The 15,512-nt window shown below is 70.8% G+C and carries 13 protein-coding genes; 7 read left to right on the top strand and 6 right to left on the bottom strand.

Going from position 1 to position 15,512, the window contains the following annotated elements; all coding sequences use genetic code 11:
* Nucleotides 1-325: 325 nt before the first annotated feature.
* Both moeB and D7V88_RS28695 read right to left on the bottom strand, forming a co-directional pair.
* Nucleotides 326-1,486, bottom strand: a complete 1,161-nt coding sequence (gene moeB / locus D7V88_RS28700; protein ID WP_120543813.1) for a molybdopterin-synthase adenylyltransferase MoeB — start codon at nt 1,484-1,486, stop codon at nt 326-328.
* Between the two features lie 34 nt (nt 1,487-1,520).
* The gene (locus D7V88_RS28695; RefSeq protein ID WP_120543812.1) at nt 1,521-2,825 is read right to left on the bottom strand and encodes a thymidine phosphorylase; all 1,305 of its coding nucleotides are present in this window, start codon (nt 2,823-2,825) and stop codon (nt 1,521-1,523) included.
* A gap of 89 nt (nt 2,826-2,914) precedes the next feature.
* On the opposite strand from D7V88_RS28695, the gene D7V88_RS28690 reads away from it, so the two are divergent.
* From D7V88_RS28690 to D7V88_RS28670, 5 genes are all read left to right on the top strand, one after another.
* Nucleotides 2,915-4,108, top strand: coding sequence for a BMP family lipoprotein (locus tag D7V88_RS28690; RefSeq protein ID WP_120543815.1), 1,194 nt, complete (start codon nt 2,915-2,917; stop codon nt 4,106-4,108).
* A 38-nt stretch (nt 4,109-4,146) separates the two neighbouring features.
* The gene (locus D7V88_RS28685; RefSeq protein ID WP_120543811.1) at nt 4,147-5,694 is read left to right on the top strand and encodes an ABC transporter ATP-binding protein; all 1,548 of its coding nucleotides are present in this window, start codon (nt 4,147-4,149) and stop codon (nt 5,692-5,694) included.
* The gene (locus tag D7V88_RS28680; protein ID WP_120543810.1) at nt 5,687-6,802 is read left to right on the top strand and encodes an ABC transporter permease; all 1,116 of its coding nucleotides are present in this window, start codon (nt 5,687-5,689) and stop codon (nt 6,800-6,802) included. Before D7V88_RS28685 ends, D7V88_RS28680 begins: the two co-directional genes overlap by 8 nt.
* Nucleotides 6,795-7,724: an ABC transporter permease gene (locus D7V88_RS28675; RefSeq protein ID WP_120543809.1), complete on the top strand. Its 930-nt coding sequence runs from the start codon at nt 6,795-6,797 to the stop codon at nt 7,722-7,724. Before D7V88_RS28680 ends, D7V88_RS28675 begins: the two co-directional genes overlap by 8 nt.
* Before the next feature lie 347 nt (nt 7,725-8,071).
* Nucleotides 8,072-9,244, top strand: a complete 1,173-nt coding sequence (locus D7V88_RS28670; RefSeq protein WP_120543808.1) for a sensor histidine kinase — start codon at nt 8,072-8,074, stop codon at nt 9,242-9,244.
* Between the two features lie 54 nt (nt 9,245-9,298).
* Here D7V88_RS28670 and D7V88_RS28665 read toward each other — a convergent pair whose 3' ends face one another.
* From D7V88_RS28665 to deoC, 4 genes are all read right to left on the bottom strand, one after another.
* Nucleotides 9,299-9,940 (bottom strand): hypothetical protein, encoded by a 642-nt coding sequence (locus D7V88_RS28665; protein ID WP_208726528.1) that lies wholly within the window; start codon nt 9,938-9,940, stop codon nt 9,299-9,301.
* Nucleotides 9,941-10,024: 84 nt separating this feature from the next.
* Complete coding sequence (locus D7V88_RS28660) at nt 10,025-11,752, bottom strand: phospho-sugar mutase (RefSeq protein ID WP_120543806.1); 1,728 nt, start codon at nt 11,750-11,752, stop codon at nt 10,025-10,027.
* Nucleotides 11,753-11,829: 77 nt separating this feature from the next.
* Entirely contained in the window at nt 11,830-12,225 is a 396-nt protein-coding gene (locus D7V88_RS28655) for a TraR/DksA family transcriptional regulator (RefSeq protein WP_120543805.1), read from the bottom strand.
* A 24-nt stretch (nt 12,226-12,249) separates the two neighbouring features.
* Complete coding sequence (gene deoC / locus D7V88_RS28650) at nt 12,250-13,104, bottom strand: deoxyribose-phosphate aldolase (RefSeq protein WP_120543804.1); 855 nt, start codon at nt 13,102-13,104, stop codon at nt 12,250-12,252.
* A 112-nt stretch (nt 13,105-13,216) separates the two neighbouring features.
* Here deoC and D7V88_RS28645 point away from each other — a divergent pair, with 112 nt between their 5' ends.
* On the top strand, nt 13,217-14,473 hold the full coding sequence (locus tag D7V88_RS28645) for a ComEC/Rec2 family competence protein (protein ID WP_208726526.1): 1,257 nt from the start codon (nt 13,217-13,219) through the stop codon (nt 14,471-14,473).
* The coding region (locus D7V88_RS28640; RefSeq protein WP_120543803.1) for a ComEC/Rec2 family competence protein at nt 14,470-15,512 on the top strand (1,043 nt) is incomplete at its 3' end. The genes D7V88_RS28645 and D7V88_RS28640, both read left to right, overlap by 4 nt.

The raw sequence follows: 15,512 nt of genomic DNA, 5'->3' as shown, positions 1-15,512 counted from the left end.
CGCCCCGCCCAGGGACAGGTCACCCGCACGGTCCAGGAAGGTTTCCGTGCCGCCCTGCCAGCGGACCTTCAGACGCATGGGGACGCGGGGCGAATCGCGCCGGTCCTCCGCCGCCTTCTTGTCCGCGTCCTGGTTCTCGTTCTGCTCGGACATCGCCGTCGTCTCCCTACCGCTGCACTCGCATGACCCGACCGGGTCACGTTCTACCGCGCCCCAGCTCCAGGGTGGCGGCATCATACGCGGCCTCGTCTAGACCGTTGTTCCTGAAAATGCACCCCCGTCCCGCCAGGGAGGACGATGCCCCACGACCCACCGGGCCGGACCGTCAGCCCCCCGTCGAGCAGAAGCGCTCGTAGTCGATGAGCTCCACCTTCGCCCCAGGCGCGCACACCGGGCACTCCGGGTCCCTGCGCAATTTGAGCTCGTGGAAGCGCGTGCCCAGCGCATCGAAGGTGAGCAGCCGCCCGGAAAGCGACTCCCCCACCCCGAGCAGCAGCTTGAGGGCCTCCGTCGCCTGGAGCATCCCGATGAGCCCCGGCAGCACGCCCAGGACGCCCGCCTCCGCGCACGAGGGCGCGAGCTCCGGCGGCGGCGGCACCGGGTAGAGGCAGCGGTAGCAGGGCCCGTTATTGGGTAGGAACGTTGTTACCTGCCCCTCGAAGCGGAACACGGAGCCGTGGATGTTGGGCTTGCCCGCGAGCACGCACGCGTCGTTGAGCAGGTAGCGCGTGGGGAAGTTGTCCCCGCCATCCAGCACCAGGTCGAAGTCCGCGAGGATGCGCTCCACGTTGGCGGTGGTGAGCCGCTCCTCGAAGGGGACGACCTTCACGTCCGGGTTGAGCGCCTCGATGGCCGCCTTCGCGCTCTGGACCTTGGGCTGACCCCGACGCTCCAGGGTGTGCAGCACCTGGCGCTGGAGGTTGCTCAGGTCCACCACGTCCGCGTCCACGATGCCCAGCGTGCCCACGCCCGCGGCGGCCAGGTACAGCGCGGCGGGAGAGCCCAGCCCGCCCGCGCCCAGGAGCAGCACCTTCGACTTCAAGAGCCGCGCCTGCCCTTCCTCCCCTACTTCCGGGAGGGTGAGGTGGCGGCGGTAGCGCTCCTTCTGCTCGGAGGAGAGGACCACCGGCTTCTCCACCGGGTAGGCCGCGTCGCTCCAGCGGTTGTAGCCGCCCGCGAGCGACGACACGCGCGTGTAGCCCAGCTCCCGCAGCGTCCGGGCCGCGAGCGCGGACCGGGTGCCGCCCGCGCAGTAGAGGACGACCTCCTCGTCGCGCCCGGCCTGCTCCTCGATGCGCAGTTCCAGGTAGCCCCGGGGGATGTGCACCGCGCCCGGGAGCCGGCCGCCCGCGTACTCGTCGCTCTCGCGCACGTCGATGAGCTTCACCGGCGCCCTGGAGTCGAGCAGTTGGCGGACGTGCTCGTGGGAGACCTCGCGGATCTCCTTCTTCACCTCCGACAGCAGGTCTCGGAACGAGGGGGCCATGGTGGTTTGCGTAGCCTCGGCGCGCGGGGCGCGCCTACTCCAGCCGCTCCAGCACCAGCGGGCGGACCGCGGGCGCCCGGTCGCCAAACTGGTAGGCCGCGAGCAGCCGCGCCTTCACCGCCTCCACGGGGCCATTGTCGTTGTAGTGCACCTGCACCACGGGCTCGCCCTGCTTCACCGCGTCGCCTGGCTTCTTGAGCAGCGTGAAGCCCACCGCCGGGTCGATCTTGCTGTCCACGCGCTGCCGTCCCGCGCCCAGCGCCACCGCCGCAAGTCCCACGCCTTCGGTGTGGATGCCGGTGACGAAGCCGTCCCTGGGCGCGACCACGTCCGTCGTGGCCTTCGCGGTGGGCAAGAGCGAGTAGTCGTCGATGGAGCGCGGGTCACCGCCCTGCGACTGGACGATCTCCTTGAGCTTCTTGAGCGCGCTGCCGTCCTCCACGGAGCGGCGCAGCTTCTCGCGCGCCTCCTCCACGGTGGCGGCCTTCTTGCCCAGCACGAGCATCTCCGCCGTCAGGGCGTAGGTGATCTCCGTGTAGTCGTCAGGCGCTTCGCCGCGGAGCATGTCCACCGCCTCGCGGACCTCCAGGGCGTTGCCCACCTGGCGGCCCAGGGGCTGATCCATGTCCGTGAGCAGGGCCACGACCTTGCGGTTCATCTCCGCGCCCAGGCCAATCATGGTCCGGGCGAGCACGCGCGCGTCGTCCGCCGTCTTCATGAAGGCGCCGCTGCCCACCTTCACGTCGAGCACCAGCGCGTCGATGCCCTCCGCCAGCTTCTTGCTCATGATGGACGAGGCGATGAGCGGGATGCAGTCCACCGTCGCCGTCACATCGCGCAGCGCGTAGAGCTTCTTGTCCGCGGGCGCCACCTGGGCCGTCTGGCCGATGAGGCAGCAGCCCACTTCGCGCACCAGCCGGCGGTAGTCCGCGGTGGACAGGTCCACGCGGAAGCCCGGGATGGACTCCAGCTTGTCCAGGGTGCCGCCGGTGTGGCCCAGGCCGCGTCCGGAGATCATCGGGACGGGGACGCCGCAGGCCGCCGCCAGGGGCGCGAGGCTCAGGGACACCTTGTCGCCCACGCCACCCGTGGAGTGCTTGTCCACCTTGATGGCGGGCGTGTCGGAGAGGTCCAGGACCTCGCCGGAGTGGAGCATGGCGCGGGCCCAGGCGCCCAGTTCGCGCGAGTCCAGGCCCTTGAAGAAGATGGCCATGCACATGGCGGCCATCTGGTAGTCGGCCACGGTGCCCGCGGTGTACGCCTGGATGAACGCCTGGATGTCCGACGGGTCCAGCCTGCCGCCGTCGCGCTTGGCCTTGATGAGCTCGTAGGGTTGCACGGGTCAGGGCCATAGCAGGAAGTCCCCTCCCCATGCACTTCCCAGGAAAGGGAAAGGCCGCGCTTCATCTGGTAGATAGCCAGCCCATGATGCTCCGCCGACTCCACGTGTTCGCCCTGGCCGCGCTCCTGTGCGCCTGTTCCAAGAAGACGGAAGAAGCCCCCAAGGCCCCCTCCCCGTCCGCCACCGCCACGAAGCCGCCCGAGGCAAAGCCCACCGTCGTGGGCCTGGTCATCGACGTGGGTGGGCGCGGAGACCACTCCTTCAACGACGCGTCCCTGCGCGGCCTGGAGCTGTGGGCGGCCGGCAAGAAGTACGAGGGCGGCAAGTACGTGGACGCCCCCGCTGGCGAGGTGCGTCAGTCCATCTCCTCCGACCTGGCCGCGCTCGCACCCGAAGTGAAGCCGCTGCCCATCCAGCCGCTGGTGCTCCAGAGCAAGGCGCAGGAGGACTACGCCCCCAACCTCCAACTGCTGGTGGAGCAGGGCGCGAAGCTGACCATCGGCAACGGGTACCTGCTGGCCAACGCGGTGCGTGACGTGGCGACCGAAAACCCGGAGGCCCGGTTCCTGCTCATCGACAGCCAGCTCATGGACGCGCAGGGCAAGGCGAAGTCGCTGCCCAACGTGCGCACGGTGCTGTTCAAGGAGCAGGAGGGCAGCTTCCTCGTGGGCGCGCTGGCGGGGCTCGTCACGAAGACGAACAAGGTGGGCTTCGTGGGCGGCATCGAGGTGCCCCTCATCAAGCGCTTCGACGTGGGCTACCGCGCGGGCGTGCGCACCACGAACGCGAAGGCGGCGGACGCGCTGATGGCCGTGTACACGGGCAGCTTCAACAGCGTGTCGGCGGGCAAGGAAGTGGCGCAGGACCTCATCGCCAAGGGCGCGGACGTCATCTTCCACGCGGCGGGCACGGACGGGCTGGGCGTCATCCAGGCGGTGAAGGAGGCGCGGGCCGCGGGCAAGACGGTGTTCGCCATCGGCGTGGACTCGGACCAGTCGCACCTGGCGCCGGACGCCATCCTCACGTCGATGGTGAAGCACAGCGACCTGGCGGTGTACCAGGCGGCGAAGGACCTGGTGGACGGCAAGCTGACCGCCGGCGAGCAGGTGCTGGGCCTGAAGGAGAACGGCGTGGGCATGGCCGACGTGCGCGTGGACTTCCCGGGCAAGGCGGAGGCGCTCCAGAAGGTGGAGGCGCTGCGGCAGCAGATCCTCGCCGGCAAGCTCACGGTGCCGGGCACGGCCTCGGAGCTGTCCTCGTTCCAGGTCGCCGCGCCCTGATCTCCCTCCAGCACATCGCCAAGCGCTTCGGGTCGTGCGTGTCCCTGGAGGACGCGTCGCTGGACATCGTCCCGGGTGAACTGCTCGCGGTGGTGGGCGAGAACGGCGCGGGCAAGTCCAGCCTGATGAACGTGCTGTACGGGCTGTACCACCCGGACGCGGGCACGTTCCTGATGGACGGCAAGCCCGTGCGGCTCAAGAGCCCGCGCGACGCCATCGCGAGGGGCATCGGCATGGTGCACCAGCACTTCATGCTCGTGCCCACGCTGACGGTGGCGGAGAACGTGGTGCTGGGCCGCGAGCCCACGAAGCGTGGCCTGTTGGACCTGGACCGGGCCTGTGACGAGGTGGCGGCCACGGCGAAGCGCTTCGGCTTCCAGTTGGATCCCCGGGCGCGCGTGGACACGCTCACGGTGGGCTCTCAGCAGAAGGTCGAAATCGTCAAGGCGCTGCACCGGGGCGCGCAGGTGCTCATCCTGGATGAGCCCACGGCGGTGCTCACGCCCCAGGAGTCGGACGAACTGGCGCAGGTGATGCGCGGGCTCGTCCAGCAGGGGCGCACGGTGGTGTTGATCAGCCACAAGCTCAAGGAAGTGCTGGGCGTCGCGGACCGCGTGGCGGTGATGCGCCGGGGCCGCACGGTGGCTGAAGTGCGCGCCTCCGAGACGACCGTCTCCGCGCTGGCGTCGCTGATGGTGGGCGAGGGTTCGCGCGGCGCGGCGCTGACCGGCGTACCCGTGACGGCGGGTCCGTCCGGGTCGGATACCGTGGCGGCGGGTGCGGGCACGGCCTCGACCAGGAGCGATGAGGGCACGGCTCCATCCGGCCCCATCGTCCTCGACGCGAAGGACCTGCGGGCCAAGGGCGACAATGGCCGTCCCGCGCTCCAGGGCGTGAGCCTCACCGTGCATGCGGGCGAAATCGTCGGCATCGCCGGGGTGGACGGCAACGGGCAGCGCGAACTGGCCGAGGTCCTCACCGGCCTGCGCGCCCTCGATGGTGGAGAAGGCACGCTGCTCGGAGGCCCGCTCGCGGACCTCACGCCCGCACGGGCGAAGGCACGCGGCGTGGGCCATGTGCCCGAGGACCGGCTGGCGCGCGCCGTGGTGAAGGCGATGAGCGTGGAGGAGAACGTGGCGCTGGGCCGGCACCGCCAGCCGCCCTTCGCACGCGGGCCCTGGGTGGACTTCAAGGGACGCCGCGAGCGCACGAACCAACTGTTGACCACCTACGACGTGCGCCCGCCCGACCCGACGATGGCGCTCCAGGCGATGTCCGGCGGCAACCAGCAGAAGGTCGTGGTGGCACGCGAACTGGACGCGGATCCGAAGCTGCTCGTCGTGGTGCAGCCCACGCGCGGGCTGGACATCGGCGCGGTGGCCCAGGTGCACGCGCGACTGCGCGAGGCGAAGGCCCGAGGCGCGGGAGTGGTGATGGTGTCGCTGGACCTGGAGGAGGTGCTGGCGCTGTCGGACCGCGTCTACGTCCTCTACGAAGGGCGCGTGACGGGGCACTTCCCGCGCAAGGATCTGGACGAGCGAGAGCTGGGCCGCCGCATGCTGGGCGCGGAGTCCGACCATGGGTGAGCGGACGCGGCAGGTGCTGCCGTCGGTGCTCTCCGTGCTGCTGGCGCTCGCGGTGTGCTGGCTCACCATCGCCCTCACGCGCGACGCGGACACCGCCACGAAGGCCTACCTCCAGATGCTCTGGGGCGGCGTGGGCAACTGGCCCGCGTACCTGGAGGGCGGCAACGCCAATTCGGTGCTGCGCCCCCTGGGCGAGTCCGCGATGAAGGCCGCGCTGCTCACCCTCACCGGCCTGTCCGTGGCGGTGGCCTTCAAGGTGGGCCTGTTCAACATCGGCGCGCAGGGGCAGATGATCTGGGGCGCCCTGGCCGCGGCCCTCGTCGGCGCGCACGTGTCGCTGCCCGCGGTCCTGCACGTACCCCTGGCCCTGCTCGCGGCGGCTGCGGCGGGCGCGGTGTGGTCGAGCATCGCCGGCCTGCTCAAGCTCAAGCGCGGCGTGCACGAGGTCATCTCCACCATCATGCTCAACTGGGTGGCGGTGAGCCTCGTGGACAACTGGCTGGTCATCGGACCGCTGCGCGCCGTGGCCCAGGGGCACCAGTCGTCCATCACCGGCACCGCGGAGATCCTCTCCACCGCGCAACTGCCCCGGCTCCTCGGCGACAGCTCCCGCCTCAACCTGGGCTTCCCGCTGGCGCTGGTGGCGGCGCTGGCCGTCTGGGTGTGGCTTGGGCGCACGCGCTCCGGCTACGAGACCCGCGCCGTGGGCCTCACGCCGGAAGCGGCGCGCGCGGCGGGCATCCCCACCCTGTGGCGGGCGGGCGGGGCCATGGCGCTCGCGGGCGCGCTGGCGGGGCTCGCGGGCGCGGTGCTGGTGCTGGGCACGGAAGGCCGCTACCCGGGCACGCTGGGCGCGCCGTACGGCTTCGACGGCATCGCCATCGCGCTCATCGGCAACAACCATCCCCTGGGCGCGGCGGTGTCCGCGGCCGTCTTCGGCATCCTGCGCGCGGGCGGCACGCGCATGCAGCTGCTGGGCGTGCACAAGAGCTTCCCGGAGCTCATCCAGGGCTTCGCGCTGCTCTTCGTCGCCGGCCGGATGGTGTGGCTGGCGCTCTTGAACCGGCGTCGCGCGCAGCGGGCCGCGGTGGAGGTGCCCCGTGCTTGAGGTGCTCCACTCGCTGCTCTTCTCCACCCTGGACGCGGCCCCCGCCCTGGTGTTCGCCGCGCTGGGCGCGATGCTGTCCGAGCGCGCCGGCGTGGTGAGTGTGGGCGTGGAAGGCATGATGCGCACGGGCGCCTTCTGCGCGGCCGTGGCGGCGCTCGCGATGCCCACCCCGCTCGCCGTGCTGGTGGGCATGGTCGCGGGCGCGGGAATCGCGGCGGTGCACGGCTTCCTGAGCATCCGCTGGCGTTCGGATCAGGTCGTCTCCGGCATGGCCCTCAACCTGGTGGCCATGGCGGGAGGCACCTTCCTATTGGAGTCCCTCTTCGGCCCCAACGGCACGCCCGCCATCACCCAACTGTCGCGCTGGAACGTCCCCGCCCTCGCCCACGTGCCGCTCCTGGGCGCGCTGGTCGGCCACTCGGCGCCCACGTACCTGGCGCTCACCCTGCCCTTCGCCTTCCACCTCCTGCTGTCGCGCACGCCCCTGGGCCTGCGGCTGCGCGCCGTGGGCGACAAGCCGCACGCCGTGGCCACGCTGGGGCTGTCCGTGTCCGGCCTGCGGTGGGCCGCCGTGCTGGGCGGCGGGTTGATGGCGGGCCTGGGCGGCGCGGTGCTGTCCACCGCGGTGTTGGATCGCTTCGAACAGCACACCCCCGCCGGCCTGGGCTTCATGGCCCTGGCCGCCATGGTGTTCGGCCGGTGGACCCCCCTGGGTGCCTTCGCCGCCGCGCTCTTCTTCGCCTTCGGTAACGCGCTGCGCATCGGTCTGGCGTCGAGCGCCCCCTGGCTCCTCGAACTGGTACCGCAGGGCTTCCTCCTCGCCCTGCCCTACCTGTTGACCCTCCTCGTCCTGGGCCTCCAGGGCCAGCGTGGCCACGCCCCCGCCGCGTTGGGCACCCCCTACGAACAAGAGTCCCGGTAGGCCATTTTGAGAGGGGACCGGGTATATTCACACCCGGGTCGAACCCTACTTTTGGTCAAGCGCGACTCAGCAAATTTGAAGCGGCAACCTGCCCTGTTGCGTCAGGTAGTCCTCCTGGGATCCGCCAACCCCCCGCCGTTATTGGACCGCGATTCCGGAGAATTACAGGGTGGGCTGATCTGCCGGCTGGTGGACGTCCGGCACGCCGCTGGCATGAGAGTACGCGCATGTCGGATTGCGGATGGATCATCGAGCAGGCGCAGCGGGTGGCCCTGGTCGGGGTCATGAAGCATTCCTCCAGCCTCGGGATGGTGTCCGGGGCCGGCTTCCAGGTCGGGGTGGCGTGAATGGAGACGACGGCTGTGGGCTCGACGTCACCTTACCGGCCGCGGGTGCTCGCGGTGGACATGGACGCGGGCGACGCGGAGCGGGTTCGCTCCATCCTGACGCCCGCGGGTTACGACGTGATGCGCGCCCGGGGAACGACGGCCGCGCTGGAAGCGGTGTCCCGCCAGTCCGCGGACCTGGTGCTGCTGGACGTGGGGCAGGCCCGCACGGTGGGCCTGGCCGCGTTCCGGCGCTTCCGCCAGGAGATGACTCACCCGCAGCTCCCCATTCTCATGCTCACCCCTTCCGCGGACCGCCAGACGCGACGTGAGGTGATGGAGGCAGGTGTGGACGACTTGTTGACGACCGAGCCGTTGGATCCGATGGAGCTGAAGGTCCGCGTCCACACCCTGCTGGAGCTCAAGGCGCACCGCGAACAGGGCGGCATCCAGGAAGTGCTCCAGGACCCGCGCACGCGCTGGGTGCGGATGGAGAAGCTGGCCCGCGTGGGCACGCTCGCCGCGGACGTGGCGACGCAGATGGGCCAGTTGGGCGTGGGCCTGCACCGGGCGCTGGCGCATGTGCGCGCCCGCGCGGCGGAGGGGCTGCCGCCGGACCCGGAGGAGCTGCTCAAGCTGGGCGTCGCCGGTGAGCAGATGCGCCTGCACGGCCAGCACCTGCTGTCGCTGGGGCCCTCCAACCCCAAGGACACCCAGCGCTTCGACCTGCGCGAGCTGGTGCCGGAGGTGGTGTCCCACCTGCGCGCCGACGGGCGACTGGGCCGCGCGGATGTGCGCGTCATCCTCTCGGAGGACCCCATCGCGGTCGTCTTCAACCGCCGTCAGTTGGAGCAGGTGGTGACGGAGCTGGTGTGCAACGCGGTGGACGCGGTGGAGGACGTGCAGGACCGTCCGCGCATCGTGCACGTGGGCGTGGAGATGCCGGACATGTTCGGGGACTTCGGGCCCCAGCTTTTCGTCAAGGACACCGGCATCGGCATCTTCGAGGACGAGCTGCAGGCCATCTTCTCGCCGTACTACACGACCAAGGCCCCGGAGAAGAGCGTGGGCCTGGGCCTCACGGTGGCGCGCACCCTGGTGGAGTGCATGGGCGGCAAGCTCACCGTGAAGAGCCGCGTCAACCTGGGCAGCACCTTCACGGTGGAGCTGCCCGAGCAGACGTCGTCCTGGTAGCGCACAGCCCGGACGGGGAAGCAGCGGCTCCCCGTCCGAGCCCGCGAGCCGGAGCTAGAAGCGGTAGGCCACGCCCGCCAGCGCTTCCATGGTGAAGGCGCTGTCGTCGAAGCGGGGGAAGATGGACGGTCCCATCCGCAGGTTGAAGTTCACGTTGAACTGGTTGTTGACGAAGTACTCCAGGCCGCCTCCGAAGAGGATGGGGATGACCGGCCCGATGCCTTCGCCGATGTAGACGTTGAACGGGATGTCGATGCCGGCGTTGAGCGTCAGCGCGCTGCCGACGGGAATCCCCACCACGAACCCCACGGGAAACACCATGCCGAAGGCCGTGTTGTTGCGCGGGAAGTAGACGAACGTGCCCGGCTGGAAGGTGAGCGCGAAGGACACGTTGGACGTCTTGGCCAGCATGATGCGCAGCCAGAGCTGGAGCTTGAGGCCCTCGTCCGTCGCGTCCACCAGGCCTTCACGGCCCCAGTTGAAGGAGAACTTGCCGCCAATGTCGACCCTGTCCGAGCCGCCATGCAGCAGGCCCAGCGTCAGGCCCGGGTAGCCAATCTGCCCGGTGAACACGTTGCGGCCCTGCCCCACCGTGTCCGCGGCCAGCACGGACCAGCCCTGCCCACGCTGCGCCAGCGCGGGAACGGGAACGGCCAGGAGCACGGCGAGGAGGAAACCAGGAATGAAGCGCTTCACGCGTTTCCTTTCTGCGAAGGGCCGCCACGCAGCACGCGCGGCCCGGAGTTGAAGGGTGATTCAGGACTCAGGGTTTCAAACAGCTCAGGCGGGCTGGCCGCGCTCGCGAGCCAGGACGAGAAACGCATCGATGAGGGCGGACAGCTTCGCTTCCGCGCGCTCGCGGGCCTGGGGGAGCGGCTCGCCGGGGGCGGGCGTCTCCTTGTGCTCGAAGTAGTATTTGATTTTCGGCTCGGTGCCGGACGGACGCAGGGTGACACGCCCCCCGCCTTCCAGTGCGAAGGCGACGACATTGGACGGGGGCAGGCCGCCCTCGCCCTTCTGGTAGTCGCGCACGGCGCTCACGCGGGTGCCGCCAATGCGCTCCGGCGGTGAGGCGCGGAAGGCCTGCATGATGGCGCGGATGGTCTGCGCCCCGGCCGCCCCGGGCAGCGTGACGTTGCGCTGGGCGCCCACATGGAGGCCGAAGGTGCGCTGGATCTCCTCCAGGTAACCCAGCAGGTGGGTGCCACGGGATTCGCACCAGGCGGCCATGTCCGCGACCACCAGCGCCGCGCCCACGCCGTCCTTGTCGCGCGTCGCGGTGCCCACGGTGTAGCCGAGCGCCTCCTCGTAGCCGAAGACGAACTGCGTCCCCTCCTGCTTCGAGCGCTCCAGCGCGCGGTTGGCGATCCACTTGAAGCCGGTGAGGACCTCGTCGTACGCGGCGCCCAGCCCGCGCGCGATTTCGCCCAACTGCGTGGACGACACGATGGTGGTGACGACGTGCGCGCGCCCGTGCTTCGTCCCCTGCGTAAGCACGTAGTGGCCCAGGAGCACGCCCACCTCGTTGCCGGTGAGCAGGCGCAGCTTCCCGGACGCGTCGCGCGCCATCACCGCCAGCCGGTCCGCATCCGGGTCGTTGGCGAGCACCACGTCCGCCTTCACGCGCTCGGCGGTGGCGACCGACAGGTCCATGGCGCCCGGCTCCTCCGGATTGGGGAAGCGCACGGTGGGAAAGCGCCCATCGGGCTGCTGCTGTTCAGCGACCGGCGTCACGCGCGGGAAGCCCGCCTCCTTCAGCGCGAGCACCGCCCACGGGCCGCCCACGCCGTGCATGGCGGTGTAGACCAGGGACAGCGTGTCGCTGCCCTTCTTGTACAGGCGCAGGTCCAGGATGGCGCGCAGGTACGCGTTGCCCACGTCCTCCGAAAGGTCGCGCCACAGGCCCTTCGCGCGGCCTTCGGCGGGGGTGAGCAGCGGCACCTGGTTGGCGGGCTCCACCTTCGCGATGGCGTCCGCGATGCCCACGTCCTGCGGGGGGACGATCTGGGCGCCGTTGCCCCAGTAGACCTTGTAGCCGTTGTATTCGGGCGGGTTGTGGCTGGCGGTCACCATCACCGCGGCGGCGGCGTTCAGGTGCAGCACGGCGAACGCGGTGACGGGCGTGGGCACCGGCTCCGGGAAGACGTGCGCGGGGATGCCCTCCGCGACGAACACCGCGGCGGCGTCCTCCGCCAGCTCCTTGCTCAACCGCCGGGCGTCCCGGCCCACCACCACGCCGCGCGTGGTGACGTCCGGCACGGTGGCCTTGAGGTAGCGCGCGAACCCCGCGGTGGTGCGCCGCACGACGGCGCGGTTCATCCGGTTGGGGCCGGCGCCCAGCACGCCGCGCAGGCCCGCGGTGCCGAACTCCAGGTCCTGCGCGAAGCGGTCCGCCAGGTCCGCCCAGTCCGACGTCGCGAGCACCTGGGCCAGCTCCGCCTGGGTCTCCGGATCCGGATCCGCCTTGCGCCACGCCTCCGCCCGCTCCCTGAGTCCGGTGGTGTCCATCGCGCGTCGCCTCGTGTCGTTTTAGGAGGAAGGGGGCGCGCACCGCCGGGACGGCCATGCGCGCGGGGGGGTGTTGTTCAGCCGTCGTAGTCGGTGAGGTGCTTGCGGCGCACGGGCCCCTTGGGCCCGTCCTTGTTGCCCTGGCACGTGACGCAGAACTCCGCGTACGGCATGGCCTTGAGGCGGCCCAGGGGGATGTCGTCGCCGCACTCCTCGCACTCGCCGAAGGAGTCCGGCTCCTCGCGCAGCTTGCCAAGGGCCTTCACCACGCGCGCCAGCGTGCCGTCGGTGTTGCGGTTCCGGCTGGAGGCGATGGTCTGCATCATCTCGTTGAGGGGCTGCTCGTCCTCGTCACCGCCCACGCGCGCCTCGTCGGTGCGGTTGGGTTCGATGCGCAGGGGCGTCTTCCCGGTCAGCTCCGCATGGAGCGCGAGCAACTGCTGGAGGAAGTCCTCTTGCTGCTTCGGGGTCACGGTGGGCTCTCGGGCGCTGGGAGGTCAGTACTGCGCGGTGGAAATCTGACCGCTGACGATGGCCACGGACGCGGAAGCGCCCAGCCGGTTGGCGCCCGCGCGAATCAGCTTCACCGCGTCCTCCGCCGACCGCACGCCCCCGGAGGCCTTCACCCCCACCTCGTCGCCCACCACCGCGCGCATCAGTTCGATGTCCTTCACCGTGGCCCCGCCGGGCCCGAAGCCGGTGGAGGTCTTCACGAACGCGGCGCCCGCCGCCTTGGACAGCGCGCAGGCGACGACCTTCTCCTCGTCGGTGAGGTGGCCCGTCTCCAGGATGACCTTCACGGGAATCGGGTGGCTCGCGTCCACCACCGCGGCGATGTCCTGGTGCACGCGCTGGTAGTCGTGGGCCTTGAGCGCGCCCAGGTTGAGCACCATGTCGATTTCGCGCGCCCCGGCGCGGATGGCCTCGCGCGCCTCGTAGGCCTTGGCCTGGGGCAGCATGGCGCCCAGCGGGAAGCCCACCACCGCGATGGGCACGGCGGACGCACCGGCCAGCACCCGCGCGGCGGTGGCCACGTGGCAACTGTTCACGCACACCGTGGCGAAGCCGTACTGGCGGGCCTCCTCGGCCACGCGCACCACGTCCTCGGCGCGCGCCTCCGGCTTGAGCAGCGTGTGGTCGATGTACGGCGCCAGGTCCTGGGCCTTCAGGATGGACGCGGGGTCCACGCGCGCGGTGGCGGTCTTCACCAGGGGTGGGCGCGGGGGCTCCGGGTTCAGCACGGCCGCGGGGGGCACCGCTTCCTGGGAAACCTTCCGGGCGTTCAGGCGATGACGGGCCTGGTCGACCAGCTCTTCCAGGAGGGTGAGGAAAGCTTCGGCGTCGGACGACATTCGGGCCCCTTAACCCAGTTCCAGGGCGGCGGGGAAGCGCTCGCGGGGGGCACCGACATCCATCCGACGCAGGGAGTGCCGCGAATGGGAGCGGGGCGGTAGAGTTCCCGCCGTGAAGGTCTTCGCGCGGTTGCTGGGTGTCCTGTTCCTCCTGTTCACGGCGCTGCCGGGCCACGCGGCCACGCGGGACTCCCAGGCCCCTTCGGCCCTCCCCGCCCCCACGCCAGGAAGGCTCACGGTCTACTTCCTCGACGTGGGCCAGGGGGACGCGGCGCTCATCGTGTCGCCCACGGGCAAGACGGTGCTCATCGACGGTGGGCCCCCGGAGGCCGGGACGCGGCTGGCGGCGCGGCTGCGCGAGTTGGTGAACCAACCCCTGGACCTGGTCATCCTCACCCATCCGCACCTGGACCACCTGGGCGGCCTGCCCGCGGCGCTGAAGGCGGTGGGCGCGAAGCGCTTCATGGACCCCGGCTTCGACCACCCGAGCGAGGCGTACCGCGCCCTGCTGGACTTCGTGGGCCGGGAGGTGGGCCAGGTGATGACGCCGGAGCCCAACGCGGCCGCGCCCCAGACGCTGCTCACGGTGGGCCTGGGCGAGGGCGTGTCCCTCACGATGCTCTGGCCGCGCATGCCCCAGGAGCCCTTCCTCGCCAACACTCGCTCGGACGCGAACGCGAACTCCATCGTCGCCAAGCTCACCTACGCGAAGACGTCCTTCCTCTTCACGGGGGACTCGGAGCCGCCCACGGAAGAGGCGCTGCTCCAGAAGCCGCTGGACCTCACGGCCACCGTGTTGAAGGTGGCGCACCACGGCGGCAAGCACTCCTCCACCGCAGCCTTCCTGGACCGGGTGGCCCCCCAGGCCGCGGTCATCTCCTGCGGCGTGGGTAACGACTACGGCCACCCAAGCCCGGAGGTGATGGGCCGCCTGCGCGACGTGCACGCGCGCACCTTCCGCACCGACCAGGACGGCGAGGTGATGGCGGTGAGCGACGGCTCGACCGTCACCCTGCGCTCCTCGAAGGGCGCGGAGTCCACCGTGAGCGTGTCCGGCGCGCAGCATGCGGGCAGCCCCGTGGCGCTCGGCCCCATCGAATCCACGCCGGACCGCCGCTCCGGCCGCGCGGTGGAGAAGCCACCTGAACCGGGAGGCGCCTCGAAGAAGTCGAAGACCGCGCCGTCCGCCCCCGCGCCGACGAGCACGTCCGAGGAGACAGGCCAGAACTTCGTGTCCCTCAAGGGCAGCAAGGTGTTCCACCGCGAGAGCTGCTCGACCCTGAAGCGTTCGAAGAACGAGCGCACCGTCTATACCCGCCGCGCCGACGCCCAGCGTGAGCGGCGCCCCGCCGAGGATTGTCACCCATGAGTCCCCGCATCGCCCTCGGAGTGGGCGTGCTGCTCGCCTCGCTGGCGTGTCAGCCGACGCCCGAACCGCCGAAGAAGGCTCCGGGCCCGGAGAAGTCGCGCTACTTCGGTGGCGCGCCGGACGGAAAGCTCCACGTGTATTTCTTCGACGTGGGCGCGGGAGAGGCCGCGCTCATCGTCTCGCCGAGCGGCAACACGGTGCTGGTGGATTCGGGCCCCACCACGGCCGAGTCACACCTGGTGAACCGGCTGCCGGAGCTGCTGCGCCGGGAGTTGGATCTCGTCGTCCTCACGCATCCGGATCCGAAGCACCACGGCGCGCTGGACGCGGTGCTCAAGCGCGTGGGCGCGCGCCGGCTGCTGGAGCCGCAACTGCCCGACACGTCGTCCGCCTACGACGCGCTGCTGGGCGCGGTGGGCTCGCGCGGGGTGCAGGTCTTCTCGCCCGCGTCCTCCGCGAACCTGCCCCAGGAGTCGGTCCGGTTGCAGTTGGAGGACGAGGTGAACCTCACGGTGCTCTGGCCCCGCGCCCCCGCGACGCCGCTCTTGAAGGGCGCTTCGGATGCGGAAGGCCGGAACGCGACGAACTCCATCGTGTTGCGCCTGACGTACCGGAACACGTCGGTCCTGTTCGCGGGCGCGGCGCGCGCGGAGACGGAGGAGGTCCTCCTGAAGAACGGACTGCTGGGGAACGCCACGTTGCTGAAGGTCGCCTCGCCTGGGGTGGCCGGAGCCAATTCGCAGGGGTTCCTGGAGGAGGTCCGTCCGCAGGGCGCCGTGTTCAGCATGGATGAAGGCCTGGGCCGGGACGCGAAGGTCCGGGACGTGCTCACGCGCTTCAAGGGCGTGGGGGCGAAGACGTTCCGCACGGACGTGAACGGCGAGATGCACGCGGTGAGCGACGGCAAGCAGTTCGAGCTCATCCTCCAGCGCCCCACGCCGGGCGAGCCCTTCGCCTCGCGGCGCGTCGTCTTCCCGGGCGTGGATCCGCGTCCGGCCCTCGTGAAGACGGTGAAGCCCCCGCCCCCGGTGGTGAAGCC

The organism is Corallococcus terminator (genome assembly GCF_003611635.1).
GTDB lineage: Bacteria > Myxococcota > Myxococcia > Myxococcales > Myxococcaceae > Corallococcus > Corallococcus terminator.
This window is presented reverse-complemented; position numbering and strand designations above follow the sequence as displayed.

Bases quoted from the DNA above. Each gene is read 5' to 3' on its own strand.
- D7V88_RS28660 (WP_120543806.1), bottom strand. From the start codon at position 11,752: ATGGACACCACCGGACTCAGGGAGCGGGCGGAGGCGTGGCGCAAGGCG.
- deoC (WP_120543804.1), bottom strand. From the start codon at position 13,104: ATGTCGTCCGACGCCGAAGCTTTCCTCACCCTCCTGGAAGAGCTGGTC.
- D7V88_RS28690 (WP_120543815.1), top strand. From the start codon at position 2,915: ATGCTCCGCCGACTCCACGTGTTCGCCCTGGCCGCGCTCCTGTGCGCC.
- moeB (WP_120543813.1), bottom strand. From the start codon at position 1,486: ATGGCCCCCTCGTTCCGAGACCTGCTGTCGGAGGTGAAGAAGGAGATC.
- D7V88_RS28680 (WP_120543810.1), top strand. From the start codon at position 5,687: ATGGGTGAGCGGACGCGGCAGGTGCTGCCGTCGGTGCTCTCCGTGCTG.
- D7V88_RS28670 (WP_120543808.1), top strand. From the start codon at position 8,072: ATGGAGACGACGGCTGTGGGCTCGACGTCACCTTACCGGCCGCGGGTG.